Origin of the sequence: Planococcus plakortidis, assembly GCF_001687605.2 — a bacterium.
GTDB lineage: Bacteria > Bacillota > Bacilli > Bacillales_A > Planococcaceae > Planococcus > Planococcus plakortidis.
In genome coordinates this window covers 1,017,263-1,043,126 of the sequence record NZ_CP016539.2, presented here as the reverse complement: position 1 = coordinate 1,043,126, position 25,864 = coordinate 1,017,263, and the positions used below count along the sequence as shown (strand labels likewise).

Here is a 25,864-nt window from a genome sequence, read left to right as displayed (position 1 = left end):
CTCCGCCAGCTTTAGGTTTATTAGATTTTTCAGCGTTTAACTGAATAATAGCGATGGAAAATACCTTCACTTTTTGTCTTTACGCCGTTAATAGCAACCAAATCTTTTTCGATTAAGAATTCTATCAACACTTCAAGATTCGAAGAATAATTTTTTAACTCTTCTTGTTCATGTAATTCCTGAATCGTCCAGCTACTTTGTTTCTCCATTACTTCTCGAATATGCTGGGATCCATCTTGAGTACGGGAATGAATAAAAAACTCGCTGGCTAAGAACAAAAGTTCCAAGCGTTTATCGATCGGCTCATCGCTAGAGATAAGCTCTTCGTATAATTTATAGATGGCTGGCTCCATCTTTTTTACTTGTGACCACACTGTCACTTCAGGTGGAAGACCATTCTCGAGAACCGATAATCGAGCCAGATGATGAAGTGACTCCACCATGTGATGATAAGCATCCAAATAATTTTTTTCTTCGAAGAACATTTTACCTTCTAGATAACGCCGGATTAGTTTAGCAAACTCCAATCCCATTTTTATTTTTCTGCCGTAGAAGGGATATTCTTTTAATTCGGTCTTAAGTTTTTCCATAAATTCATTGCGATCATATATGACACGACCATTAAAGAGCCAGTCGACAATCTTACGGTTTGTCCCCAGGAGAAGCCATTTATGCAATTGCTTTTCCGTGATGATGTGCATGGCTGCCTTCTTATCCATATACGTGTAATGTTTCGTAAAGACCGGGGTTTCATTTTCTTTTGTAATGATCAGAAGGATTGAATCGAATGTGTCTGTAATTGGGCTGATGTCTTCTCTCTTCTCTATAAGGATGACACCGAGCGTAGTTTCCTGGCTCGCCCGTTCTTGATATAGCGGTCTCAATATTTGTTCCATCCGTCGTCACTCCCTGCAAACTATCTAGTATGTTTATGATGCCTCCTATACGCTAGGCATGCAAATATTCTAAGGCGTTTTTCTTTATTTCGACATATTTCTCTTATATTCCTTTAACAAAATTAGCTTAACCCTTTTTACGGACATTTATGATATAGTATGATGGACGCAAGGAGGAACCGCTCATGAAATCTTATAAAAATAAAATTAACCGCATTCGGACCTTTGCTCTGGCATTGATATTCATCGGCATCGTGATTATGTATGTCGGTATCTATTTCCGTAACCAACCGATCGTGATGGTCATCTTTATGCTACTTGGTGTTATAGCTATCATCGGAAGCACAGGTGTTTATGCTTGGATCGGTTTGCTCTCGATGAAAACAGTTCCTGTTCAATGTCCAAATTGCGAGCGCCATACAAAAATGCTTGGACGTGTAGATATCTGCATGCATTGCAATGAACCGCTGACGATGGATCCTTCCCTTGAAGGGAAAGAATTCAATGAGGAATATAATAAGAAAAAGCCGCAGCTATAATAAAAGAATGCCCGCCGAATCGGCGGGCATTCTTTTATTGTGCTTTAGCTGATTCACTATAACAATCGCGGCATGTTCCGTAAATTTCCAAGCGGTGGTAGTCCACTTGGAAGCCAGTTACATGGGACGCCAAGTGTTCCACTTCATCCAATCCAGGGTAATGGAAGTCAACAATTTTTCCACATTCATTGCAGATCATATGATAATGATCGTGTGTGACAAAATCAAAGCGACTTGAGGAATCCCCGTAGGTCAATTCTTTTACCAAGCCTGCTTTCTTAAAAACGCGCAAGTTATTATAAACAGTGGCTACACTCATATTCGGAAAGGCTTTTTCAAGCGCACGATAGATATCATCTGCTGTCGGATGCGATGTAGAATGAATCATAAATTCCAAAATCGCATGACGCTGTGGAGTAATTCTGACGCCTGTAGATTTTAGCGTATCGAGTGCGTCTTTCAATTGGGCTTCAGACATCGCTGGGCACCTCACTTCGTATATATTCTTACATTGTAATCGTTATAATTAGTGTACCTAAAAAAACCGCAGTGTGTCAAGAAATCGCTATAGGACGCTAATTTTCTGTTTATTACCCTGGATATTTTATTAATTGAGTTAACCAAAAGCAGCAGGGCTTCATTCCCTGCTGCTTGCAATTTCCCGTTATTCTGCGTGAAGCCCTTTTTCTGTAGAACCTAGTTGCTGATTGACGAACCGCGCAGCAACAAAGAGAAAATCGGAAAGCCGGTTCAAATACGCCAGGGCGTTAGGCGAGATGTCTTCCCCTATGGCGATGACATTACGCTCGGCGCGGCGTACGATCGTCCGGGCTACATGGAATGCCGCTCCTGCGGGATGGCCGCCGGGCAAGATGAAATTGCTGAGCGGTTGCAGTTCTGCGTCATATTCATCGATCCATGCTTCCAGTTGAGTGATGTGTTCAGTCTTGAGTTTCCATTTCACTTCTTTTCCTGATGGAGTCGCCAATTCTGCACCGACATGGAAAAGCACTGTCTGGATTTGGTGGAAAACTTCACAAAGCGCTTCTTTTTGTTCGAAAAATTCTCCGTTCAAGTGCCCTACGCCGAGACCGATCATCGTATTTGCTTCGTCGCAAGTTCCGTAGGCTTCGACGCGCGGGTCATTTTTTTTGACTCGGCTTCCGTATACGAGTGAAGTTGTGCCTTTATCTCCTGTTTTCGTATAGATTTTCACCTTTAGTACCCCCTTTTCATATCTACTGGATTTGATGGTGATGTATCGCCTTTAATCCAAGCATGTAAATTCGGGATGAAAACATCCAATGCGCGTTCGACGTATTTTCCGGAATGGCTAGAAACATGCGGTGAGATGATGACGTTGTCCATCTTCCAATATGGATGGTCTGCCGGCAGCGGCTCTTCTTCGAAAACGTCCAATACTGCATGGCCAATCTCTCCTGTTTTCAGCGCTTCGAGCATCACTTGATCTTCTACCAAGTCTCCACGGCCGAAATTCATGAAAATCGTATCCTCTTTCATTGCCCGGAAATGCTCTTTCTTTAATAAGTGATAGGTTTCCGCTGTGCTTGGCAATACGGAGATAACAATATCCGCTTCTGGAAGAACGTCCAATACCTTTTCGAAAGAAACCATGTCGTCCATATGCGGGGCTTTCTTTCCTGAACGATTACAGCCAATTGTACGGACGCCAAATGCTTGTAGTAGACGCCCGATTTCTGAACCGATCGCCCCCGGCCCGAGGAGGACAGCTGTTGAACCAGCCAATTCGGACGATTTAGTTTTGCGGTTCCATTCCCCGTTGCGCTGGTTCCTGTAAATAAACGGCAATGCACGTTTAAGCGCCAATAAATGTGCCAGAACGGATTCTGCCATCGGGGTCTTATGGATTCCTTTAACGTTCGAGACAATGATGCCTTTATCCTCAATGGCATCATGCGGCATTTTTTCGATGCCTGCACTTGCCACCATGATCCATTTCAGGTTTTCCGCACTTTCAATGTCCTCTGCTGTTAAATCTTCTCCATAAGTGACTACAATATCAGCCGTCGGTAGAAATGATTTGTTCTTGTATAAAAAGCGAAAATTCACTTCAGGAAATTCGGCTAGAAGCCGTTCCTGCTGGTTCTCTCTTGGCACAAATGTGAATAGGACTTCCATCAGACTCTCCCTCTCTCAGTCACCACTGATTGCTTTTAACGTTTCCAGCACTTCTTCGATATGTTCTTTCACTTTCACTTTGCGCCATTCCTTGATGACGGTACCTGTCGGGTCTATCAAGAACGTCGAGCGTTCAATGCCCCAGAATTCTTTGCCGTACATTTTCTTCAGTTTCCAAACCCCGTAGGCCTCGGACACTTGGTGATCTTCGTCCACGAGCAAGGAAAACGGCAAGCCGTGCTTTTCGATGAATTTTTCATGGCGTTCCTTGGAATCTGCACTGACACCCAAAATCTCTGCATTAAGCTCTGAGAAATCTTTTTCGGCATCGCGGAAATCGCATGCTTGAGTCGTACAGCCCGGTGTCATGTCTTTCGGATAGAAATAAAGCACGACGTATTTTTCCCCTGCAAAATCCGAAAGGGAAATTGTTTTGCCCTGTTCATTTTGCAATGTGAAGCCAGGTGCTGCCAATCCTTCTAGTGTAGACAAATCCATCACTCCTTTTCTTTCTTCTATCGTACCGGACGGTTTCAGTACTTTCAATTTCTTTGGCGTTTGGGGCTGATTTTGTCTACAATAGGGAATAGATTATTTTAGGAGGCATTTTATGGATCACTCGATTTCCGAACAATTGCATCAAGAAGCGTTAGAACATATTGTCGGTGGGGTCAACAGCCCTTCCCGCTCTTATAAAGCGGTAGGGGGCGGCTCGCCTATCGCAATGGATTATGGGAAAGGTGCCTATTTTTACGATGTGGACGGCAATAAATACATCGATTATTTGGCGGCTTACGGCCCGATCATCACAGGACACGGCCACCCGCATATCGCTAAAGCCATTGCGCATGCTGCGGAAACCGGCGTGTTATTCGGCACCCCGACGAAGCATGAAGTGACATTCGCCAAAATGCTGAAACAAGCAATGCCTGCGATGGATAAAGTGCGTTTCGTCAATAGCGGCACGGAAGCTGTCATGACAACCATCCGCGTGGCACGCGCCTATACAGGACGGACGAAAATCATGAAATTCGCCGGATGCTACCACGGCCATTCCGATCTGGTGCTCGTTGCTGCCGGCTCCGGCCCTGCTACACTCGGCACTCCTGATTCTGCAGGCGTCCCAAAATCGATCGCTGAAGAAGTGATCACGATTCCGTTTAACGATCCAGCAGCATTCAAAGAAGCGATAGAGCGCTGGGGAGACGAAATTGCCTGCATCCTCGTCGAGCCGATTGTCGGAAACTTCGGCATTGTTGAACCGGAAGAAGGGTTTCTAGAAGACATCCATGCGCTAGCGAAAGAGAAAGGTGCTTTGATTGTCTATGATGAAGTCATCACCGCTTTCCGTTTCCATTACGGCGGGGCGCAGAATTTGCTCGGCCTTGAACCGGATTTGACGGCGCTCGGAAAAATCATCGGCGGCGGCCTGCCGATCGGCGCATACGGCGGCAAGCGCGAAATCATGGAAACGGTCGCCCCGCTCGGACCCGCATATCAAGCAGGGACGATGGCCGGCAACCCTGCTTCAATCCAAGCTGGCATCGCTTGCCTGGAAGTACTGCAGGAAGAAGGCGTTTACGAACGCATGGAGCAACTGGGCGAACGCCTGGAAGCAGGGATTTTGGCTGCTGCAGAAAAACATGGCGTCACGATCACCATCAATCGTTTAAAAGGTGCTTTGACGATTTATTTCACCGATCAAAAAGTGAAAAACTACGAACAAGCTGAAGCAACGGATGGCGAAACTTTCGGGCGTTTCTTCAAATTGATGCTAGAACAAGGCATCAACCTGGCACCTTCCAAATACGAAGCCTGGTTTTTGACCACTGAACATACAGAAGAAGATATCGATACGTCGATCCGGGCAGTCGAGCATGCATTTGCCCAATTATAAAAACAGATTCCTTCCTGAAGGAGGTGTTTGCCGATGAAACTCGGTGCGCGCATATTCAAAACCGGTATCGCTATATCCCTTGCCTTGTTTCTGGCGACGCTTCTGGAACTTCCGACGCCGGTATTTGCTGGAGTGGCGGCAATTTTCGCCATCCAGCCTTCGATTTACCGGTCATACCTGACATTGCTCGACCAAGTATATGGGAACTTGATCGGGGCTTCGATTGCGGTAATCTTTGTGTTGACGCTCGGGCCCAATTATTTGACGATCGGTGTTGCTGCCATTTTGGCCATCATCATCATGCTGAAATTAAAGTTGGAAAATACAGTTCCCCTAACTTTGGTCACTTTGATCATTATCATGGATTCACAATCGGATGACTTTCTGGTTTTTGCTTCTTTGCGCTTCCTGACGGTGTTATTGGGAATCTTGTCGGCTTTCATCGTCAACATGATTTTCTTGCCCCCAAAATACGAAACGCGTTTGTTCCAATCGATCCACTCGGTCAGCGAAGACGTCATACGGTGGATCCGGATTTCGATCCGCCACGCTTCCGATCACTCCTCTGTGAAAGAAGATATCGACAAATTGACCGAGAAATTGACGAAAGTGGATCAATGGTATTCGTTTTATAAAGAAGAACGCAGTTACACAAAAAAGCAGCAATACACGAAAGCCCGCAAGCTGGTCCTCTACAGGCAAATGATTACTACGTCTAAAAAGAGTCTGGAAGTTCTCAGGCGCCTGAACCGCTATGAAAATGAGTTGAAGGACCTTCCTGAACAATTCCATATGATGGTTCAGGAACGCCTTGAGAGCTTGGCGAGCTATCACGAGCAGCTTTATATGAAATACATCGGGAAGCTCCGTCCGGAACATAGTGAAAGTTCAGGACCGGATGCGGTATTAAAGCGCAATGAAGTCATGTCGATTTTCGTCAAGGAAATCAATTTATCGACCGAAGTCGAAGAAGATGAATTTTCGGTCTATCATCTGATGCATGTCCTATCTGCCTTGCTCGACTACGAAGAGCAGTTGGAGCACTTGGATTTACTGATCATCGCCTACCACAATTATCATAGCGAAGAAGTCGACAGCGATATAGAAAACGCCATATAAAAAACGCCCGGAGAATTTCCGGGCGTTTTTCTTATGATTTCATTCGTGGGTCGAGTGCGTCGCGCAGCCCGTCTCCCATCAAGTTAAAGCCAAGTACGGTCAACATGATCGCCACACCCGGGAAAATCATCGTCCAAGGTGCATTGGTCAAGTACGAGCGGGAATCCGCCAGCATCTTGCCCCATTCCGGAGAAGGTGCCTGTGCACCAAGACCAAGGAAACCAAGTGCCGCTGCTTCAATGATCGCTGTCGCAATCGCGAGCGTGCCTTGGACAATAACCGGTGCCATGGAATTCGGCAAAATATGCGAGACCAAGATGCGGTTATCTTTCATGCCGATCGCTTTTGCCGACATGATGTATTCGTCTTCCTTGATGCTCAATACTTTCGACCGGATCAAGCGCCCGAAGTTCGGTACGTTGATGATGGCAATCGCAATCAATGCGTTACGCAGGGACGGTCCAAGAACCGATACAACCGCGATCGCAAGAAGTATGCTCGGGAAGGCCAGCATGATATCGAATAGCCGGGAAATGATGGTGTCGACCCACCGGCCGTAATACCCCGCTAAAATACCGAGAACGCTTCCGACGATTACCGAACCAACAACCGCCAGGAATCCAACCCATAGCGAGATGCGAGCCCCATATACAACACGCGACAAGATATCGCGGCCGAAGTCGTCTGTGCCCATCCAATGATCGCTGGAAGGAGGCAGAAGCCGCTGGGACAGATTTTGTTCATTGATGCCCTGCGGTGTAAACAACGGCCCGAAGATCGCCAAAAGAATGAAGAAAATGACGATGCCCATGCCGACGACCGCGACTTTACTTTTACGGAATCCGCGCCATGCCTCTTTCCACGGGCCGGCGACTTTCTGCATTTCCTGCTTGTCTGCTGCTGCTGTTTCAGCCAATGTGCTCCTCCCCCTTCCTAATCATATTTGATCCTTGGGTCGACCAGACCGTAAAGCAAGTCGACTAATAGATTGATCATGACAAAAATAAACGCAACGACTAGAATACCGGATTGGATAACCGGGTAATCGCGGAATCCGATCGCTTCATAAATATAACGCCCGATGCCTGGCCATCCGAAAATGGTCTCTGTCAGAATCGCACCGCCAAGCAACAAGCCCATCTGCAAACCGATGATCGTGAGGACCGGGATGATGGCATTCTTCAATGCATGCTTGTAGACAACCCAGAACATTTTGACGCCTTTCGCGCGGGCTGTCCGCACATAGTCCGAACGCATGACTTCAAGCATGGAAGAACGTGTCATACGCGCGATGATCGCCATCGGGATGGTGGCTAGCGCCGTCCCTGGCAGGACCAAATGCTTCAAGACGGTCGCCAATTGGTTGAAATCACCTTGAATGAGCGTGTCCAACACATAGAAATTCGTGATGTTATCGATCGGATCCCGGACATTTTCACGGCCAGTGGTCGGCAAGATGCCGAGCTCGATCGAGAAAATCCACTGGTTCATGAGCCCGAGCCAGAAAATCGGCATGGAAACACCGATCAAAGCTAGCACCATCGCCAAATAGTCGAACCATGAATTCTGGAACCAAGCCGAAATGATGCCGGCGTTGATGCCGATAACGACGGCAATGATGATCGCGAATAGGGATAATTCAAATGTTGCAGCTAGATATGGCCAGATTTCTTCCGATACAGGTGAACGGGTACGCAGTGAATCCCCCATGTCTCCCGTCACCAGGCCTTTTAAGTAATCGAAGTATTGGATATACCAGGGGTTATCAAGCCCCAGACTGGTCCGTAATGCTTTAATTGCTTCTTCGGATGCTTGTTGCCCAAGGATGACTTGTGCAGGATCGCCTGGAATCGCCCGGATGATCATAAAAACGATGAACGTCATTCCGAGTAAGACTGGGATCAATTGCAAAAGCCGCTGCCCGATATAGTGAAGCATCTTCTTCACCTCTCCATCTCAATTGCATTATGTATTGAAAAGGGGGAGAAATCACTATGACCTCTCCCCAAAGAAACGCCTACTCCATATCCACTGATGAAAGTTTATCAGAGCCAGTTGGATGCGCTTTGAAATCGATTACGTTCGTCCCACCGGCAAGAAGCGGTGTAGAGTGCGCAAGCGGTACCCATGGAGCATCTTCGTGGATGATTTCCTGAGCCTGCATATAGAGCTCATTACGGGCATCTTCATCAACTTCTGTTTGAGCTTCGATCAAAATATCGTGAAGTTCCTGGTTTTCGTAGTACGTATAGTTGTTTGAGCCGATGTTGTCTTGGTCAAGCAATACATACAGGAAGTTATCGGCATCGCCGTTATCGCCTGTCCAGCCAAGAAGGAATGCATCCGCTTCTCCCGCTGCAGCTTTTTCGAGGTAGGTTGCCCACTCGTAAGAAACGATTTCAGCTGTGATGCCGACTTCTGCCAAATCACTTTGGATTGCTTCCGCTACTTTTTGGCCATCCGGCATATAAGGGCGTGGAACCGGCATTGCCCATAGTTCCATTTCGAATCCATCTTCAAGTCCTGCTTCAGCCAATAGTTCTTTCGCTTTTTCCGGATCATACTCGTAGCCTTCGATGCTGTCGTTATAACCGCTGATTACCGGAGGCATCGGGTTTTTCGCGACTTCTGCACGGCCTTCGAAGAATGAATCAACAATTGCCTGGCGGTCGATCGCATGGTTCATCGCCTGGCGGACTTTCGGATCGTCGAATGGCTCACGAGTCGTCGTCAAGCCAAGGTAGCCGACGTTCATCGATGGGCGTTCGAACAATTGAAGGTTTTCATCATTTTCAATCGTTCCAGCGTCAGATGGTGTAATGCCATCAGCCAAATCAATCTCGCCTGACAATAGTGCATTCAAACGAGCTGAGTTATCCGGAATTGCACGGAACACGACTTGATCGAGTTTCGGCTCTCCATCCACCCAGTAGTCGTCGAATTTCTCGATTGTTACCGTGTCGTTGCGCTGCCATTCAACGAATTTGAATGGGCCGGTTCCGACAGGGTTGTCGCCGAATGATTCGCCGGCTTCTTCAAATGCTGTCGGTGATGCGATGCCGAACGGGCTCATCGCCAAGTTTTTAAGGAATGGTGCTTGTGGGCGCTTCAATTTGATCACGACTTCGTAATCGCCAGTCGCTTCAACAGACTCGATGACGTGTTCTTCTTCATCGCCGAATCCGCCAAACATTGATTTATAGTATGGGAATTGGTCTGCATCCCCAGCAGCCCAGCGCTCAAAGTTCGCGACCACTGCTTCTGCATTGAAGTCCGTCCCGTCATGGAACGTGACGCCTTCTTGCAACTGGAACGTGTAAGTCAAGCCATCTTCTGCTGCTTCCCAGTCGCTTGCAAGTCCCGCTTCAATCTCTGTGTCTTGCTCGCCGAAATTGATCAATGTATCAAAGATGTTTTTCGTTACTTTGAAAGATTCTCCATCTGTTACCGTGATCGGATCCAGTGAAACCGAGTCGCCGCCACGGCCGAAGATCAAGACTTTTTCGCCGCCTGATTCTGAATCTCCGCTTTCTCCGCCTGTCTCCGAATCACCGCCTGAACAGCCGTAAAGCGCTGTCGACAGCAAAAGCAGCACCAGGAAAGCGAGTGATACAATTTTCTTTTTCCCCAAAATAACCCCTCCGTTTTGTTTTTTTATTATCATTGCGGCCTGCATTCCTCGTAAAGGTGGCAAGCCACAGAATGACCTGGTTCAACTTCCGCAAAACGCGGAACTTCCTGCGAACAGATGTCCATCTTGAATGGGCAGCGTGTATGGAAACGGCACCCTGAGGGCGGATTGGCCGGACTCGGCACATCTCCTTTGATCACTACTTCTTCGCGGACAAAATCAGGATCCGGCACAGGCACTGCCGATAGCAGTGCTTGTGTATATGGATGAAGCGGCTTTTCATACAAGCTTTCCGTATCCGCCAGTTCCGCCATATTGCCCAAGTACATGACGCCCACACGGTCACTGATATGGCGGACGACGCCGAGGTCGTGGGCAATGAATATGTAGGTCAATTTCAAATCCCGTTGCAGGTCTTGCATTAAGTTAAGCACCTGCGCTTGAATCGACACGTCCAGTGCCGAAACCGGCTCATCGGCGATGATCAGTTTCGGATTGGTCATGAGCGCACGGGCGATGCCGATGCGCTGTCGCTGGCCGCCGCTGAATTGGTGCGGGTAACGTTTGGCATGGTAGCTGCTGAGCCCAACGATTTCGAGAAACTCATGCACTTTCCGCTTGCGTTCTTTCGGATCGCCGATATTATGAACGTTCAACGGTTCCATCAGGATCTTCTCGATGCTATGGCGAGGATTCAATGAGGCATATGGATCCTGGAATACCATCTGGATGTCGCGTCTGGCCTTGCGCATTTCAGACGCTGACAAACTGGTCAATTCCTTGCCGTCGAACGTCACTTTGCCTTCTGTCGGATCGAGCAAACGCATAAGCATGCGCCCCGTCGTCGATTTGCCGCAACCCGATTCGCCGACGATGCCGAGCGTTTCGCCTTCGTTTACATAGAAGGAAATGTTATCGACTGCCTTGACTTCCCCTTTCGTGCGGCCAAGCACTCCGCCTTTTATCGGAAAATATTTCTTCAAGCCTTCAACTTTCAACAATGGTTCTGTCATGCGACTTGGCCTCCTTCGGATCGAATAGGAAACAGCGCGTCTTGTGGTCCTCTGCCGTCTGGTAAAGTTCCGGGTCTTCTATGCGGCAACGATCGAAAGCGAATTCGCAACGTGCTGCGTATTTGCACCCGGTCTTGATGGATCCCGGTTTCGGCACGTTTCCTGGGATGGAATACAGGCGCTCTTTCTTGAAGCGCATATCCGGCACGCTTTCGAGAAGGCCGCGGGTATAAGGATGCTGTGGATCGTTGAATATCGTATGTACTGGTCCTTCCTCGACGACTTTGCCGGCATACATGACGACGACACGTTCGCACGTTTCAGCGACGACCCCAAGGTCATGGGTAATCAATAGGACAGCCGTATCGAGCCGTTCGTTTAAATTCTTGATCAATTTGAGGATTTGCGCCTGGATCGTCACATCGAGTGCCGTGGTCGGCTCGTCGGCGATCAGCACTTTCGGGTCGCATAGCAAAGCCATCGCGATCATCACGCGCTGGCGCATGCCTCCGGATAGTTGATGCGGATACTCGTTTAGCAAGGCTTCTGCACGCGGCAGGCCAACCAATTTCATCATTTCGACGGCGCGTTCCTGGATCTGGCTTTTCGACCAATCCTTTTTATGGATCTTCAACGCTTCACGCAATTGATTGCCGATAGTGAACAAAGGGTTCAACGAAGTCATCGGCTCCTGGAAAATCATCGCTATATCGTCGCCACGGATCTGGCGCATTTCTTTATCGGATAGTTTCGTCAAATCCTTATCTTGGAATAAAATTTCCCCGCTGACAATTTTTCCCGGAGGACTTGGTACTAGCCCCATTATGGACAATGAGGTAACACTTTTGCCGCAGCCCGATTCCCCTACGATGCCGAGTACTTCCCCTTGGCGGATATGGAAATCCACGTTGTCGACTGCCGGTACTTCTCCATCGTCAGTGAAAAAGGAAGTGCGCAGCCCTTTCACATCCAAGATGGTTTTACGTTCGTCCATAGAGATCCTCCTTTTTCATTTTAAATTATTCAGAACATTCTCCGTGTTTCCATTATACGTAATATTAGTAGTAATGCAATAGTTTTCGGGAGATTGGAGAAAGCCTTCTTTCCTATTAAAAAAGCTCCCCAGGAATTGGGGAGCTTGAAATAGTTAACCTATGTTCTGCACTTGGAATAGTTTGTAATAGACGCCGCGTTTTTGCAACAGCTCTTCATGTGTGCCTTGTTCAGCCAGTTGGCCATTGTCGATGACCAAAATCTGGTCAGCATGGGTAATGGTCGACAAGCGGTGTGCAACCATCAATGTCGTGCGGTCGTGCGCTAAGCGCTCCAAGGAATCCTGGATGAGCGCTTCGCTTTCCAGGTCGAGTGCGGATGTTGCTTCGTCCAAGATGAGGATCGCCGGGTCTTTCAGGAAAACGCGGGAAATGGCGATGCGCTGCTTTTGGCCGCCGGATAATTTGACGCCGCGCTCGCCGACTTTCGTATCATATCCTTCGGGCAAGTTGGTAATGAAATCGTGGGCATTCGCCGCTTTTGCCGCTGCGATGACTTCTTCGTCGGTGGCATCCGGTTTGCCCATCAGGATATTTTCCTTGACCGATTCACTGAACAGGATCGAATCCTGCAGGACAAGGCCGATCTGGTCGCGCAAGGAATGGGTCGTCACATCCCTCACATCGTGCCCATCCATGCGGATCGTTCCTTCCGTGACATCGTAGAACCTTGGGATGAGCGAGACGATCGTCGATTTCCCCCCGCCGCTCATTCCGACAAATGCTACTGTCTCTCCTGGGCGCACCGTGAAGTTGAGGTTCGACAGCACTTCGCTTCCCCCATCGTTATAGTGGAACGAGACGTTATGGAATTCAAGCTTGCCATCGACGCGCACAAGCTCGCGCGCGCCTTGTTTATCCGTGACGTCATATTCCTCATCGACCATCTCGAAGACTCGGTCCATTGAAGCGAGTGATTGGACGAGTGTTGTGGAAGAGTTGACGAGGCGGCGCAGCGGATTATACAAGCGTTCGATATAAGCGATAAACGCCACCATCGTCCCAAGCGTCAGATTCCCCTGGATGACCTGGTAACCGGCATAGCCGATGACCAGTAAGGGGGCGACGTCTGTAATGGTATTGACGACTGCGAACGCTTTGGCATTCCATTTCGTATGGTCGATCGCCTTTTCCAGGAATTGATCATTTGTGTTGTTGAAAATTTTCTCTTCATGCTTTTCGAGCGCAAAGCTTTTGATGATGCTCATGCCCTGGACGCGTTCGTGCAGATAGCTTTGGACGTTGGCGAGCGCCTGGGAACGCTGGCGCGTCAGGTCACGCAATCGTCCGAAGAAATATTTGACGCTGAATGCATAGAACGGAAACGCCAAAAGCGCAACAATCGTCAAGGACACATCCATTGTCAACATGATGATGATGGCGATGAGGATGGTCGCGACATCGAGCCAGACATTCATCAAACCGATCATGACGAAGTTCTTCGTCTGCTCGACGTCGTTGATGACCCGTGAAATGATTTCCCCCGCCCGCGTGTTCGCGTAATAGCGCAAACTCAGCCGTTGCAGGTGGCTGTAAAGATAGCCACGGATGTCATAGAGTATTTTATTGCTGACGTATTGGGCGAAATACTGCCGGAAGTATTCGATCGGCGGGCGCAGCAGGAAGAAGACGATCGCCGTCCCTCCAAGCCACAAATACAATTGTTCCAGTTTTTCCGCCTGCGACAGAGCCTCCGCGCCAATGATGTCGTCGATAACAATTTTAATCAGCAAAGGGATAAATAATGGAATCGCGAACTTAAAAATCCCGATGAAAATCGTCAAGGCAATTTGCCAATAGTACGGTTTGACAAATTTCATATACCGCTTCATAGTGCCCAATTCGTTCACTCCATTCTATTCAAAATGAAAAACCTGTTGGCAGGCAACAGGTTTTCCATGTCAATCATGAATCCGGTTATGCTTATGAAATTCATACCGGCTCGTCCATACTTCGATGAAGTCCTGGGCAAAAGGGCCTCTTCTTTGCTTGATCCAGCTGATCAGCTTGTCCACATTTCGGTAGAGTATTTGATCGATGACTTCTGGGTAGCCCATTTGCCGCTTATGGTCTTCGTATTCGTCTTCATCCAACAGCGTGTAAGACATATCCGGAAACACTTTTACATCCAAGTCATAATCGATGTATTTCAACGATCCATTATTATAGACGAACGGAGAGCTGATATTGCAATAATAATAGACACCGTCGTCACGCAGCATGCAGATGATATTGAACCAATGTTCAGCATGGAAATAGCAGATCGACGGTTCTCGCGTCAACCATGTCCTGCCGTCCGATTCCCTCACCAGCGTACGTTCGTTCGCGCCGATCACAATATTGTTCGTCCCTTTCAGTACAGTTGTTTCCTGCCAGACACGGTGGATGCGTCCGTTGTGCTTGTAACTGTGGATCTGGATTGTTTCACCCTCCGCAGGAACCGCCATGCACCATCCCACCTTTTCGTCTAACTATCACTATATGTTATCTCCCGTTCATTATATCAATCAATTCTGAAAACATACAGCAATAAGCCGAAAGTTGCGAGAATCACATGACGATAGACCGACCTCCATCGACGATGATCGTCTGCCCGCGGATCATATCGGCATGGTCGGAGATGAGGAACATCGCCGTTTTCACCATGTCATCGATTTCGACCATGCGCCCGGCTGGCGTGTTGTCGCGTGCATCACCTAGCAGTTCCTCACGGTTCGGGAAATGCTTCAATGCTTCCGTATCGAGCGCGCCGCCGGAAACCGTGTTGACCGCGATATTTTTCGGCGCGAGTTCCACTGCCAAATAACGGGTGATCGACTCGACAGCCGCTTTGGAAACACCAATCGTCGTGTAGTTTTCCAGATAACGGATCGACCCGAGCGAGCTGATGCCGATGATCTTGCCGCCCTTATCCATCAATTTCGCCGCTTCCTGTGCGCCGAACAGCATCGCTTTGGCGTTGATGTTCATCGTCCAGTCCCAGTGCGATTCTTCCAGTTCCATGACCGGGCGCAAGACGCCTGATGCCGCGTTCGACACGAATACATCCAAACGCCCGAATTCTTCCTTGATGGTTTCGAACATGGCGCGCAGTTTCTCGACGTCGCCGACATTGGCACGCACGAGCAAGGCTTTTCTGCCTCTCGCTTCGACTTCTTTTACGGTATCAAGCGCGGCTGATTTGCTGCGCGCGTAGTTGACGACGATGTCATAGCCGGCGTCCGCCAGCGCAATCGCCATCGCTTTGCCGAGTCCACGGCTGCTGCCTGTCACTAGCGCTACTTTTTGTTCTGTCATTTCGCTACATCTCCTCTTTGCTCTAAAGCTGTTTTCATTTTTTGGACGGGGGCGGCAATCGGCAAATTTTCCAATTGTTCCGGCGTCACCCATTTCATGTTTTCAGGCGGCGTGAATTCTTCCGCTTTGGCCAAATAGCCATCCACATTCCATGTTAAATGAGAAAAGACATGTTTGAAAGCAGTAATTTTCTCCACATCGGAAAGCGAGCCGTTCAATGCCTCTGCATATAATTCCCCGATTTCATCCGCTTCGAGCGGTGCGGTCAGCTCAAGCATCGGGTATTGCCACATGCCTGCAAGCAGACCTTTTCCGGGGCGCTGTTCCATCAACAGCTTATTCCCGCTCCAAATCGCCACCATAGCGAAATCGGCGTTGCGGTTTTTCTTCGCTTTCGTTTTAACCGGCAGTTCCGTTTCCTTGCCGGCATGGAATGCTTCGCAATGGTCCCGGACCGGGCATAGTAGGCATTTCGGCGAAGTCGGCGTGCAGATGAGCGCACCGAGTTCCATCAATCCTTGGTTGAATGAAGACGGGTCTTCGTGGCTGATCAATTCCGTTACCGCCTGCTCGAACACTTTGCGCGTTTTCGGTTTGGCGATATCTTCTTCGATCAATAGAATTCGGCTGAGTACCCGCATGACATTGCCGTCAACGGCATGTTCCGGCACACCGTAGGCAATGCTCAATACTGCGCCTGCCGTATAAGGCCCAACGCCTTTCAAAGAAGAAATCTCCTTGCGCGTCGAAGGCACGATGCCTCCGTACTGTTCGGCGACTTCACGCACCCCCGCTTGGAGATTGCGGGCGCGTGAATAATATCCGAGTCCTTCCCATAACTTCAGTAAGCTTTCTTCTTCTGCTTGCGCCAAAGATTCAACAGTGGGAAATTTCTCGACAAAGCGTTTATAATAAGGGATAACCGTATCTACTCTCGTTTGCTGCAACATGACCTCGGAAATCCAGATTTGGTAAGGGTCGGCTGTGCGGCGCCAAGGCAAATCACGCTGTTCTTTCTGGAACCAGCCGATCAGGTCCTGCTGAAATTGCTGCTTGTCCATATTTATGTTTTCTGCCTCCGTTCATGCTGATTATTCCGGCCCTGAAGCGGGTATGTATACTTAAGGAATACGCTTATTTTATCAAATAGCGGGCACACAAGATATTATAAATGCTCGCAAAAAAAGGGGGATGCGTCGATGGATACAGGAACTCATATCGTCATGGGCATTGCGCTCGGCGGGCTGGCCATGGCCGACCCGGTCGTCGCAGCCCATCCGGTCACTTGGACTGCCGTCCTGACCGGCACTATTATCGGCTCACAAATCCCCGACATCGATACTGTTTTGAAGCTGCGCGACAACGCCGTCTATATCCGCCATCACCGGGGCATTACGCATTCCGTGCCGGCCGTACTGTCATGGCCTATTTTGCTCTCCAGTGCCATTTACCTTCTATTCCCGGAAGCCAATCTTCTTCATTTATGGCTATGGACTTTCCTTGCCGTATTTCTGCATGTATTTGTGGATATATTCAACTCATACGGCACACAGGCACTCCGTCCATTTTCCAATCATTGGGTGGCACTTGGCGTCATCAATACTTTTGACCCGATCATTTTCGGTGCGCATGTCGTAGCGCTCATGATCTGGGCGTTCGGGGCCGATCCTGTTTGGACAATGAGCATTTTGTATATTATCCTATTCTTCTATTATGTCTCCCGCTTTGCGCTGCAAGCGGCGATCAAGCAAGCGATACGCAATACGATCCCAGGCACAAAAGACGTGTTCGTCGCGCCGACGATGCGCTATTTCCAATGGCGCATCGCCGCTGACACCGACCGCCACCACTTCGTCGGCCAGGCATACGGGCGCTCGATCAATATATACGATAAGTTCCTGAAAAAGCCGATGCCTGAAAACGACTTGATCCAAACGGCGATGAAAGACAAGAACCTCGATGCTTTCGTGTCGTTTTCCCCGCTCTACCGCTGGGAAATCAACCAATATGGGGAGATCTACGAAGTGCGTTTGATCGATTTGCGCTACCGCAGCAACGATTATTACCCGTTTGTTGCAGTTGCCCATCTGGACGAAGACCATAATATTCTGAACTCCTATACAGGGTGGATTTTCAGCGAAGACAAATTAAGGAAGAAACTTGATTTCAGCCATAACTGAACAGAAAAATGGCCGGGGTATCCATCCCTGGCCATTTTTTCGTACTATGAATCCTGCAAAAGGTGGGCATACTTCGGATTGTTCCCTGCAAATTCATGGATTTTGTCACCGTAGCTCTCGATCCATTGGCGTACGACTTTTTCAACGACTGCAGTACCTTGGTAATCGTATCCCGCTTTCGCGTAGGACGATTCAAAATCGGAGACTAAAAGTTCAATCCACGTCCGGGCTTTGTCTTCCGACAGCTCCGGGTTTTTTTCCCTCAATTCGATGATTAACTGCTCAATGACTTCTTTCATTGACTCACTTCCCCTCCTTTAATGGACGGAGCATGGAAATCGGCAGCGCTTCCGTATGCCTGTCGCCGCCCATGCGATAACCCCAGGCGAAATTTCCCTTTAGATAATCTATCTGGAAATAGACATTCGGATCGCCTTCCACGCGGTAAATTTCCCCTGGCTTGAAATCTTTAGGGTCCAATAAGAACGATGCAGCCATGATGGCTTTGCGTTCGAGCACGGCGAATTCATTGACGATGCCGAGCTGTTCCGCTTTGCGCGCTTTTTCTTTCAAGCGGGCGATTTCATTGCGTAATTCCGTCTCATCCATTTGCGAATATGGTTTGTGTTCACTCATTTTCAAGCTCCTTTTCTTCGATGTACTGGCTGATCACATCTCCCGGGAAGCCTTTCTGGTATAGCCCTTGCTTCACTTTCCGGCTCAGGTCATTCCCTGACAATTTACTTTCGTGCTTACGCCATAATTTATCCCCTTGCTCCCGGACACTGTCGAGCCATTGATCATCGTCCCGCTCCAGTTCGAGCCCTTCGATCGCTTGCTTAATGATCGCGTAAGGATAGCCTTTTCTCATCAATGAATCATTGATTTTCTGTTTGACCTGGCTCGGGGTTTTCGATTGTTCTTTCGCTGCGATTTTTTCTGCAAGGCCCGTAGCGACTTCAAGCTGCTCTTCTTCCGTATAATTGCTCAAGACATCTTTTTGCATGGCCTTATCAATCCCTCTCTTTTGCAAATCCTGCTGGATAGCGCGCGGCCCTTTTTTACCGGATTTAATTTGCGTCCGGAGCAACGCTTCTGAAAACTGCTCGTCATCAAGGAAGTTCAGTTCGTAAAGCTTCTTGATCGCTTCGTCGATGACGGCTTCACCGAATTCCTTTTCTTTCAATTTCTTGCGGACTTCGCCTTCACTGCGCATGCGGAAGCCGAGGTAATGCAGGGCTTTATTGAATGCTTTTCGCACTTCATCCTCAAAGTTCATTTCTTCGATCGTCCACTGGTCGAGTTCCTTGCCTTTGGTCAATTGGTAGCGGATGATCAAGGATTCATCGACACTGAACGCATACTTTTCTTCCAGGTAGATATTATAGCGTTCCGGATTGTTTTTTCCGCGGGTTATTTTTGTAATGATCGGCATCAATTTCCCCTCGCTTCTCCTACCATTATACACTTTGCGCCCCCTCTTGGCATATGCTTCGCTCGAATTGGGTATGGGATAGAAATGGAGGCGATGGAAATGAAAATAGCGATAACAGGCGGCACCGGGTTTCTCGGTACTGCCTTGACGGAACTGCTTCTCGAAAAAGGCCACGAAGTGTTTATTTTAACACGTTCAGATAAACCGAAAGAACAAGGCATCACATATGTCCGCTGGCTGTCTAATGGAGCGCGCCCGGAAGCGCAGCTTGAAGGCATTGATGCGCTGGTCAATTTGGCTGGCACTTCGATCAACGACGGCCTGTGGACCGATAAGCAAAAAAAGAAAATCTACGACAGCCGTGTATCGGCGACGAAAGAAGTGCTGCGCATCATCTCGGCACTTGAAAAAAAACCGAGTGTGCTCGTCAATGCCAGCGCAGTCGGGATTTATCCGGCTTCTGAACACAAAACTTACACCGAAGCCGACCAGGAATACGGCCATGATTTTCTTGCTGAAACGGTATTGGCATGGGAAAGCTTGGCAGAACAAGCACAAATCGACGGCGTCCGAACTGCATATGCACGTCTTGGCATCCTGCTCGGAAAAGAGGAAGGCGCATTGCCTTTGATGGCACTGCCGTATAAACTATTCGCCGGCGGCACAGTCGGCACCGGCAGGCAGTGGTTGTCGTGGATCCATGTCCGCGATGCGGCGCGCGCGATCCTGTTTGCTATCGAACAGGAAGACCTTACTGGACCATTCAATGTCACGGCGCCAAACCCGCAGCGCATGAAGGCGTTCGGCAAGGAGATCGGGCGGGCGCTTGGCCGGCCGCACTGGATACCCGCCCCTTCGTTTGCGTTGAAAGCGGCGCTCGGCGATAAAAGCAGGCTTGTATTGGAAGGCCAGTGGGCGCTGCCGGCCGTTCTTTTAGACCATGGGTTTAAGTTCGAGTTCCCAAATTTGCCGGAAGCACTGGCTGACATATACAAATGAGCGTATAATGATGGGATGACCAATTGAAGGACGTGACCTGCATGACTGAAAAACCAATCATTGAAATGGGGCAGAAATTCCCCTTAACCATTAAAAAACTCGGCATCAACGGAGAAGGCGTCGGCTTTTTCAAGCGCAATGTCGTCTTTGTTCCCGGTGCGCTCCCTGGAGAAGAAGTGACCGCGCAAGTGACCATCGTGAAACACAATTTCGCACAGGCGCGGATATTGAAAATCCGCAAACCCTCGCCCCACCGCCAGACGCCGCCGTGCCCGATCTTTGACACATGCGGCGGCTGCCAATTGCAGCATCTGTCCTATAGCCAGCAACTCGTCGAAAAACGTGACTTGGTGCTGCAATCGCTCGACCGCTACCTGCGCGGGACGGATATCCAAGTGCGCGAGACAATCGGCATGGACGACCCTTGGCATTACCGCAATAAGAGCCAGTTCCAAACGCGCAAAAAAGACGGCAAAGTGATGGCCGGCTTGTTTGCGGAAGGCTCCCAGCAGCTGCTCGATATCGAACAATGCCTCGTCCAGCATCCGGACACAGTAAAAATCACCAATGCCGCGAAGCGCATCATCGAGGACTTGAACCTATCCATCTACGACGGCAAATCGATGAAAGGGCTGGTCCGGACCATCGTCGTCCGTACGGCAGTCAAGACCGGGGAAATCCAGCTTGTGCTCATCACGACGCGCAAAGACATCCCGAAACAGAAAGTCCTCGTCGAACGATTGAGCGCAATCGATTCGAACCTGGTGTCCATCGTCCAAAACGTCAATGCGGAGAAAACCTCACTCGTATTCGGCGAAACGACGCGCACGCTGTTCGGCAAACCGACCATCCATGAAGAGCTCGGCGAATTATCGTTTGACTTGTCTGCCCGTGCGTTTTTCCAATTGAATCCCGAACAGACCGTCAAACTCTACGATGAAATCAAGCGCGCAGCGAAACTGACCGGCAAGGAATCCGTCGTCGATGCGTATTGCGGCGTCGGCACGATCGGCCTATGGCTCGCAGATTCCGCCCGTGAAATCCGCGGCATGGATACCATCGCGGAAAGCATTGCCGATGCCAAAGCCAACGCGAAAAAACAAGGGCATCAGGCGACTTACGTGACGGGCACAGCAGAAAAATGGCTTGAGACTTGGCGCAAGGAAGGTTATGTTCCGGATGTATTGACAGTAGATCCCCCACGCACCGGGCTTGCGGACTCGCTATTGAAAACCATCTTGAAAGTAAAACCGAAACGTTTTGTCTATACGTCCTGCAACCCGTCGACACTTGCGAAAGATTTGCAGCAATTGACGAAAATCTACCGCGTCGAATATATCCAGCCGATCGATATGTTCCCGCAGACTTCCCAAGTTGAAGCGGTCTGTTTATTGGTATTGAAATAAGGAATTGAAAAAGTGTCCGGAGCAAATGCTTCCGGACACTTTTTTATTACGCGATTTGTTTTTTGGGGCCCTTGAACGCAATGATGGTGAACAAGCTCAGCAAGATGCCTGTGATCAGCAGCAGGAAACTGAGCTGTTCCGTGACTTCCAGGAACAAGCCCCCTGCTGCGGGACCGATCAGACTGCCGACACTGAATGCCACGCCACACAATAAATTCCCCGTCGGCAGCAATTCTTTCGGCATCAAGTCGGTCATATAGGAAATGCCAAGCGAAAAAGTGGAACCGACGAACATGCCGGCCACCACGAATAAAGCGAGCGTGAGCCAGGCATTCGATTCGAAGAACGTCGCCACCAAAAACGATAAGCCCCCTCCGCTTAACGCAATCATCAATACCTTTTTCCGCCCAATTCGGTCGCTGAGTTCACCAAGCGGCAATTGTGTCGCAATCGCCCCGATTGAAAAAGCGGCGAGAATATAGGAGACCATGCTGATATCGAATGATTGTCGCAACGCATAAACTGGATAAATTGCGCTGAGTGAGGCTTCCAAAAAGCCATAGCCGAGCGGAGGCAAAAAGGCGACCCAGCCAATAACGAGAGCCGTCCGGAAGCGCTGCAATGTTCCTTTGGCGCCCATTGAACTCGCCGAATGCTCCGGAAAATCATTGCGCAGGAAAAACACCAATGACCAGGAAATCAAACAGAGGACACCGGAAATGATGAACGGCAATGCTTCGAAGACTTCGACAAGCGGCACAAATAACGGCCCTGCACCGAACCCGACACTGAACGACATGCCGTAGATCGCGATATTGCGGCCAAGCTTATGGTGAGGCGAAGTGCTGGTGATCCAAGTCTGCGTCGAAAAATGCAGCGCCTGGTCACCCACTCCAATCAAAATGCGCAAGACAAACCAAAACAAGACGCTTTTCCATAATGGAAACGAAAGCAGCGCGAGGATGACCATCGCCCCGCCGACGAGAATAAGCGGTTTAAACCCGAACTTTCTCAGCTGCGGTTCCATGAATGGAGCGACAGCGATGATCCCTATGTATAAGCCGGTCGCACTAAGGCCGTTCAGTGCAGACGATACACCGTCCTGCTCGAAAATAACGGCGATGAGCGGCAGGAGCATGCCTTGTGAAAATCCTGAGATCGACACAATGGCGACCAAAATCCAAAAGCGGGCGCGTTCGCTTGATAAGAAATATTTCATAATGCCTCCCCGAACGAGCACGTTCTTTTCTATTTTTGGAAGTTTCCGCTACAATTTTAACATAAGGAGGAGATACAAAATGAAATTTTCCATGAACGAACACGGATTTACCGGGCATTTGCCTTTCGGCGAGCTCCACGTATCCACCAATGAAGAATACGGGTTCCGCCCTTATCAGTTGCTGGTCTCTTCACTGGCTATCTGCAGCGCAGGCATTATCCGCAAAGTACTGGACAAACAACGGATGCCTGCAGAAGACATCGAAGTGGAAGTAAAGGAAATCGTCCGTGTCGCTGAAGAAGCGGACCGCGTTTCAAAAGTCCATCTGCATTTCCGCATCAAAGGTGATATCAACGAAGCGAAAATGCCCCGTGTGATGGAATTGACGCGCAAAAACTGCTCGATGGTCCGTTCTGTGGAGAACTCGATCGAAGTGGTCGAAAGCTATGAATTGATTTAAATAGCAAAGGCTCAGACCGTTTCTGCATAGCAGATTGCGGGCTGAGCCTTTATGTTTTATGTTTACAGTTCGTTTCCATAATCGCACTGTCGGTGTAGCCACCTAAATGCTCGAATCGCCTCCTCTTTTCTATCGCGTTCTTTACGGTTCGGTGATTCGCCTAGTCCTCCCCTCGTAAAGGATTGATGCTACTATATCACATTGACCGAATAATGTAAATATTCAATTAATAAAATATAACTATTCCCCGTTATTGCTGCTCTATTGATATTCCTGCATTTATCGGCTACCATATACAATGGAAATGAGGTGGAATCAATGGGGAAATCCATTACAGATAAGGAACAACAAGTGACTTATATGAAACAGCGGCTCAGCATGTTCCTCGATGTGTTAGATGCCATCGAACCGGAAAGCACAGAACTTGAGGATATCGACCGGCTGATTGCCATGGTCGACGATTTGGATAATAAAATGCAGCAATTCAAGAACCGACCGTCTACAGAAAACGAATGATGCCCAAGCCCTGAAGCTTTTTTTATGAAGCTTCGGGGCTTTTTGTTTTCTTCATCCAAGAATACTTTGAAAAGTCATATAATAAGAATAACAGCCCATCCATCTTCAGCTGGCTATGGTAAACTGGCTGTAGTAACCGTGACCCGATGAGTTGATGGAGGAATGTCTATGTGGAATAAAGTTCGGCCTCATATTGAATTGATCGCAGCAGTGTTGTCAGGTATCTTGATCATCATTGCCTACATCCTGGAATTGCAGGATATCGCCCTTCCCTCTGTGATCATTTATTTGCTGGCATTTGCAATCGGCGGCTATGCCAAAGCTAAATATGGCATTAAAAAAACCATTGAAGACAAGGAATTGAATGTCGAATTCCTGATGATTCTGGCAGCGGTCGGCGCCTCGATTATCGGCTACTGGACAGAAGGCGCCATCCTCATCTTCATCTTTGCATTGAGCGGCGCACTCGAAACCTACACGATGAACAAAAGCCGAAAGGAACTGTCCGCCCTCATGGAAATGCAGCCGGACGAAGCCTGGCTATTGAAGGCTTCCGGTGAGACGGTGCGCGTGCCAATTGGTGAATTGAATACCGGAGACCTTGTCGCCGTCAGGCCCGGCGAGCGCATTCCCGTCGACGGTGAAGTCCATTCCGGACAAACCGCTGTCGATGAATCCGCCATCAGCGGTGAAGCAATCCCGGTCTCCAAATACCAACACGATAACCTGTTTGCCGGAACGGTCAATTTGTCCGGTTCCATCACGATGGTCATGACCAAACCGAGTTCTGAGACGATGTTCCAGAAAATTATCGAACTCGTGCAATCCGCTGAAAGCGAAAAGTCCCCGTCGCAGCAGTTTATCGAACGTTTTGAAGGCCGATACGTAAAAATCGTTTTAGTGGTTTTCGGACTCATGTTGTTCCTTCCGCATTTCTTGGTCGGCTGGAGCTGGAATGAAACCTTTTACCGGGCCATGGTGCTGCTTGTGGTGGCATCGCCTTGTGCTTTGGTCGCTTCCATCATGCCTGCTACGCTTGCTGCCATTTCAAACGGGGCCAAGAGTGGAGTCATCTTTAAGGGGGGCGTACATTTAGAAAATTTGAGCGTCATCAAAGCCATCGCATTCGATAAGACTGGCACATTGACACGCGGTAAACCCGAAGTGACGGATTTCATCATCCGCGATGGCGCAGACCGCGAGCAAGTGATGGCGCTCGTCGCTGGAATTGAATCCCAGTCCAACCACCCGCTCGCAAAAGCGATTACGGATTTTGCCATTCAACAAGGTTTCAATCCGCTGCGCAATCTGCAAGTCGTGGATGTCCCAGGGAATGGGCTGAAAACGCATTTCAATGGCGACGAGATCCTGGTCGGCAAACCGGGCTTTGTCGGTGAACAAGAAGCTTATGCTTTTGAAGGCAGGATTCTCGAACATTTAGCAAATCAAGGGAAAACCGTTACCTTCGTAAGGGATGGGCAGGGCATACTCGCGGCCATGGCCCTGAAAGACACTGTCCGCAACATCACAAAGACCACCATCGCAGAGCTTCAGGACCGCGGCATTTACTGCATCATGCTGACTGGGGATAACCGTAAAACCGCAAAAGCCATTGCGGAAGAGACGGGTGTCGATGAATACATCGCCGAATGCCTGCCTGGCGATAAAGTCCAGCACTTGAAAAAACTATTGGCTAAATATAAATACGTCGCGATGACAGGAGATGGCATAAACGACGCTCCAGCTCTTGCGACAGCGACGACCGGCATCGCCATGGGTGAAGGAACCGATATCGCTTTAGAAACCGCAGATGTGATTTTAATGAAAAATGATTTATCGCGCATTTCCTACTCGATCCGGCTGGCGAAGAAAATGCAGCTCATCATCAAGCAAAACATCTTTTTCTCTGTTGCAGTCATCCTGGTGCTGATCTTGTCGAATTTCTTCCAGGCAATTTCTCTGCCTCTTGGAGTAGTGGGACACGAAGGCAGCACGATTCTGGTTATCTTAAACGGATTGCGCATGCTTAACCGCCATGTCTAAAA

27 protein-coding genes are annotated in these 25,864 nt (G+C 48.9%); 9 read left to right on the top strand and 18 right to left on the bottom strand.

Going from position 1 to position 25,864, the window contains the following annotated elements; all coding sequences use genetic code 11:
* Nucleotides 1-29: 29 nt before the first annotated feature.
* Entirely contained in the window at nt 30-896 is an 867-nt protein-coding gene (locus BBI15_RS05235; protein ID WP_068868635.1) for a nucleotidyltransferase-like protein, read from the bottom strand.
* 185 nt (nt 897-1,081) lie between these two features.
* On the opposite strand from BBI15_RS05235, the gene BBI15_RS05230 reads away from it, so the two are divergent.
* Nucleotides 1,082-1,435 carry a YgzB family protein gene (locus tag BBI15_RS05230; protein WP_068868634.1) on the top strand — a complete coding sequence of 118 codons (354 nt, stop codon included), beginning with the start codon at nt 1,082-1,084 and terminating at the stop codon, nt 1,433-1,435.
* Between the two features lie 34 nt (nt 1,436-1,469).
* Here BBI15_RS05230 and perR read toward each other — a convergent pair whose 3' ends face one another.
* From perR to bcp, 4 genes are all read right to left on the bottom strand, one after another.
* Complete coding sequence (gene perR / locus BBI15_RS05225; RefSeq protein WP_058381335.1) at nt 1,470-1,913, bottom strand: peroxide-responsive transcriptional repressor PerR; 444 nt, start codon at nt 1,911-1,913, stop codon at nt 1,470-1,472.
* Between the two features lie 186 nt (nt 1,914-2,099).
* Nucleotides 2,100-2,651: a cob(I)yrinic acid a,c-diamide adenosyltransferase gene (locus BBI15_RS05220; RefSeq protein WP_068868633.1), complete on the bottom strand. Its 552-nt coding sequence runs from the start codon at nt 2,649-2,651 to the stop codon at nt 2,100-2,102.
* A gap of 2 nt (nt 2,652-2,653) precedes the next feature.
* Nucleotides 2,654-3,595, bottom strand: a complete 942-nt coding sequence (locus BBI15_RS05215; RefSeq protein WP_068868632.1) for a D-2-hydroxyacid dehydrogenase — start codon at nt 3,593-3,595, stop codon at nt 2,654-2,656.
* Nucleotides 3,596-3,610: 15 nt separating this feature from the next.
* Nucleotides 3,611-4,087: a thioredoxin-dependent thiol peroxidase gene (bcp, locus tag BBI15_RS05210; RefSeq protein WP_068872517.1), complete on the bottom strand. Its 477-nt coding sequence runs from the start codon at nt 4,085-4,087 to the stop codon at nt 3,611-3,613.
* A gap of 118 nt (nt 4,088-4,205) precedes the next feature.
* Between bcp and BBI15_RS05205 the strand changes: the two genes are divergently transcribed.
* Both BBI15_RS05205 and BBI15_RS05200 read left to right on the top strand, forming a co-directional pair.
* Nucleotides 4,206-5,492, top strand: coding sequence for a glutamate-1-semialdehyde 2,1-aminomutase (locus BBI15_RS05205; RefSeq protein ID WP_068868631.1), 1,287 nt, complete (start codon nt 4,206-4,208; stop codon nt 5,490-5,492).
* 33 nt (nt 5,493-5,525) lie between these two features.
* Complete coding sequence (locus BBI15_RS05200) at nt 5,526-6,611, top strand: FUSC family protein (protein ID WP_068868630.1); 1,086 nt, start codon at nt 5,526-5,528, stop codon at nt 6,609-6,611.
* A gap of 31 nt (nt 6,612-6,642) precedes the next feature.
* On the opposite strand, the gene nikC is transcribed toward BBI15_RS05200, so the two are convergent.
* The 9 genes from nikC to mutY form a co-directional block, all read right to left on the bottom strand.
* Entirely contained in the window at nt 6,643-7,494 is an 852-nt protein-coding gene (nikC, locus tag BBI15_RS05195; protein ID WP_208599456.1) for a nickel transporter permease, read from the bottom strand.
* Between the two features lie 50 nt (nt 7,495-7,544).
* Nucleotides 7,545-8,549 carry an ABC transporter permease gene (locus BBI15_RS05190; protein ID WP_068868628.1) on the bottom strand — a complete coding sequence of 335 codons (1,005 nt, stop codon included), beginning with the start codon at nt 8,547-8,549 and terminating at the stop codon, nt 7,545-7,547.
* A 79-nt stretch (nt 8,550-8,628) separates the two neighbouring features.
* Nucleotides 8,629-10,242: an ABC transporter substrate-binding protein gene (locus BBI15_RS05185; protein ID WP_068868627.1), complete on the bottom strand. Its 1,614-nt coding sequence runs from the start codon at nt 10,240-10,242 to the stop codon at nt 8,629-8,631.
* Nucleotides 10,243-10,271: 29 nt separating this feature from the next.
* Nucleotides 10,272-11,255, bottom strand: coding sequence for an ABC transporter ATP-binding protein (locus BBI15_RS05180; RefSeq protein WP_068868626.1), 984 nt, complete (start codon nt 11,253-11,255; stop codon nt 10,272-10,274).
* Nucleotides 11,230-12,249, bottom strand: a complete 1,020-nt coding sequence (locus BBI15_RS05175) for an ABC transporter ATP-binding protein (RefSeq protein ID WP_068868625.1) — start codon at nt 12,247-12,249, stop codon at nt 11,230-11,232. The genes BBI15_RS05180 and BBI15_RS05175 overlap by 26 nt, the downstream gene beginning before the upstream one ends.
* A gap of 153 nt (nt 12,250-12,402) precedes the next feature.
* Complete coding sequence (locus BBI15_RS05170; RefSeq protein ID WP_208599445.1) at nt 12,403-14,127, bottom strand: ABC transporter ATP-binding protein; 1,725 nt, start codon at nt 14,125-14,127, stop codon at nt 12,403-12,405.
* Between the two features lie 81 nt (nt 14,128-14,208).
* Complete coding sequence (ntdP, locus tag BBI15_RS05165; RefSeq protein WP_068489119.1) at nt 14,209-14,754, bottom strand: nucleoside tri-diphosphate phosphatase; 546 nt, start codon at nt 14,752-14,754, stop codon at nt 14,209-14,211.
* Between the two features lie 103 nt (nt 14,755-14,857).
* On the bottom strand, nt 14,858-15,604 hold the full coding sequence (gene fabL, locus BBI15_RS05160) for an enoyl-[acyl-carrier-protein] reductase FabL (protein WP_068868623.1): 747 nt from the start codon (nt 15,602-15,604) through the stop codon (nt 14,858-14,860).
* On the bottom strand, nt 15,601-16,665 hold the full coding sequence (gene mutY / locus BBI15_RS05155) for an A/G-specific adenine glycosylase (RefSeq protein WP_068868622.1): 1,065 nt from the start codon (nt 16,663-16,665) through the stop codon (nt 15,601-15,603). Before mutY ends, fabL begins: the two co-directional genes overlap by 4 nt.
* 138 nt (nt 16,666-16,803) lie before the next feature.
* Here mutY and BBI15_RS05150 point away from each other — a divergent pair, with 138 nt between their 5' ends.
* A complete protein-coding gene (locus BBI15_RS05150; RefSeq protein ID WP_068868621.1) occupies nt 16,804-17,784 on the top strand; it encodes a metal-dependent hydrolase in 981 nt (326 codons plus the stop codon).
* A gap of 44 nt (nt 17,785-17,828) precedes the next feature.
* Here the strand turns inward: BBI15_RS05150 and BBI15_RS05145 are convergent, their stop codons facing one another.
* Genes BBI15_RS05145 through recX form a run of 3 tightly spaced genes read right to left on the bottom strand, consistent with a single transcriptional unit; the run spans nt 17,829 to nt 19,219 of the window.
* Nucleotides 17,829-18,083: a YfhJ family protein gene (locus BBI15_RS05145; RefSeq protein ID WP_068868620.1), complete on the bottom strand. Its 255-nt coding sequence runs from the start codon at nt 18,081-18,083 to the stop codon at nt 17,829-17,831.
* A 4-nt stretch (nt 18,084-18,087) separates the two neighbouring features.
* The gene (locus BBI15_RS05140) at nt 18,088-18,420 is read right to left on the bottom strand and encodes a YfhH family protein (protein WP_068868619.1); all 333 of its coding nucleotides are present in this window, start codon (nt 18,418-18,420) and stop codon (nt 18,088-18,090) included.
* Nucleotides 18,413-19,219 (bottom strand): recombination regulator RecX, encoded by an 807-nt coding sequence (gene recX, locus BBI15_RS05135; RefSeq protein ID WP_068868618.1) that lies wholly within the window; start codon nt 19,217-19,219, stop codon nt 18,413-18,415. Before recX ends, BBI15_RS05140 begins: the two co-directional genes overlap by 8 nt.
* A 99-nt stretch (nt 19,220-19,318) precedes the next feature.
* Between recX and BBI15_RS05130 the strand changes: the two genes are divergently transcribed.
* Nucleotides 19,319-20,218, top strand: coding sequence for a TIGR01777 family oxidoreductase (locus tag BBI15_RS05130; protein ID WP_068868617.1), 900 nt, complete (start codon nt 19,319-19,321; stop codon nt 20,216-20,218).
* 41 nt (nt 20,219-20,259) lie between these two features.
* Nucleotides 20,260-21,624 (top strand): 23S rRNA (uracil(1939)-C(5))-methyltransferase RlmD, encoded by a 1,365-nt coding sequence (gene rlmD / locus BBI15_RS05125; protein WP_068868616.1) that lies wholly within the window; start codon nt 20,260-20,262, stop codon nt 21,622-21,624.
* A gap of 46 nt (nt 21,625-21,670) precedes the next feature.
* Here the strand turns inward: rlmD and BBI15_RS05120 are convergent, their stop codons facing one another.
* On the bottom strand, nt 21,671-22,843 hold the full coding sequence (locus tag BBI15_RS05120) for an MFS transporter (protein ID WP_068868615.1): 1,173 nt from the start codon (nt 22,841-22,843) through the stop codon (nt 21,671-21,673).
* A gap of 79 nt (nt 22,844-22,922) precedes the next feature.
* Here BBI15_RS05120 and BBI15_RS05115 point away from each other — a divergent pair, with 79 nt between their 5' ends.
* From BBI15_RS05115 to BBI15_RS05105, 3 genes are all read left to right on the top strand, one after another.
* Entirely contained in the window at nt 22,923-23,303 is a 381-nt protein-coding gene (locus BBI15_RS05115; RefSeq protein ID WP_068868614.1) for an OsmC family protein, read from the top strand.
* A gap of 318 nt (nt 23,304-23,621) precedes the next feature.
* A complete protein-coding gene (locus tag BBI15_RS05110) occupies nt 23,622-23,819 on the top strand; it encodes an SE1561 family protein (protein ID WP_058381359.1) in 198 nt (65 codons plus the stop codon).
* A 162-nt stretch (nt 23,820-23,981) separates the two neighbouring features.
* Nucleotides 23,982-25,862 (top strand): heavy metal translocating P-type ATPase, encoded by a 1,881-nt coding sequence (locus BBI15_RS05105; protein ID WP_068868613.1) that lies wholly within the window; start codon nt 23,982-23,984, stop codon nt 25,860-25,862.
* Nucleotides 25,863-25,864: the final 2 nt, after the last annotated feature.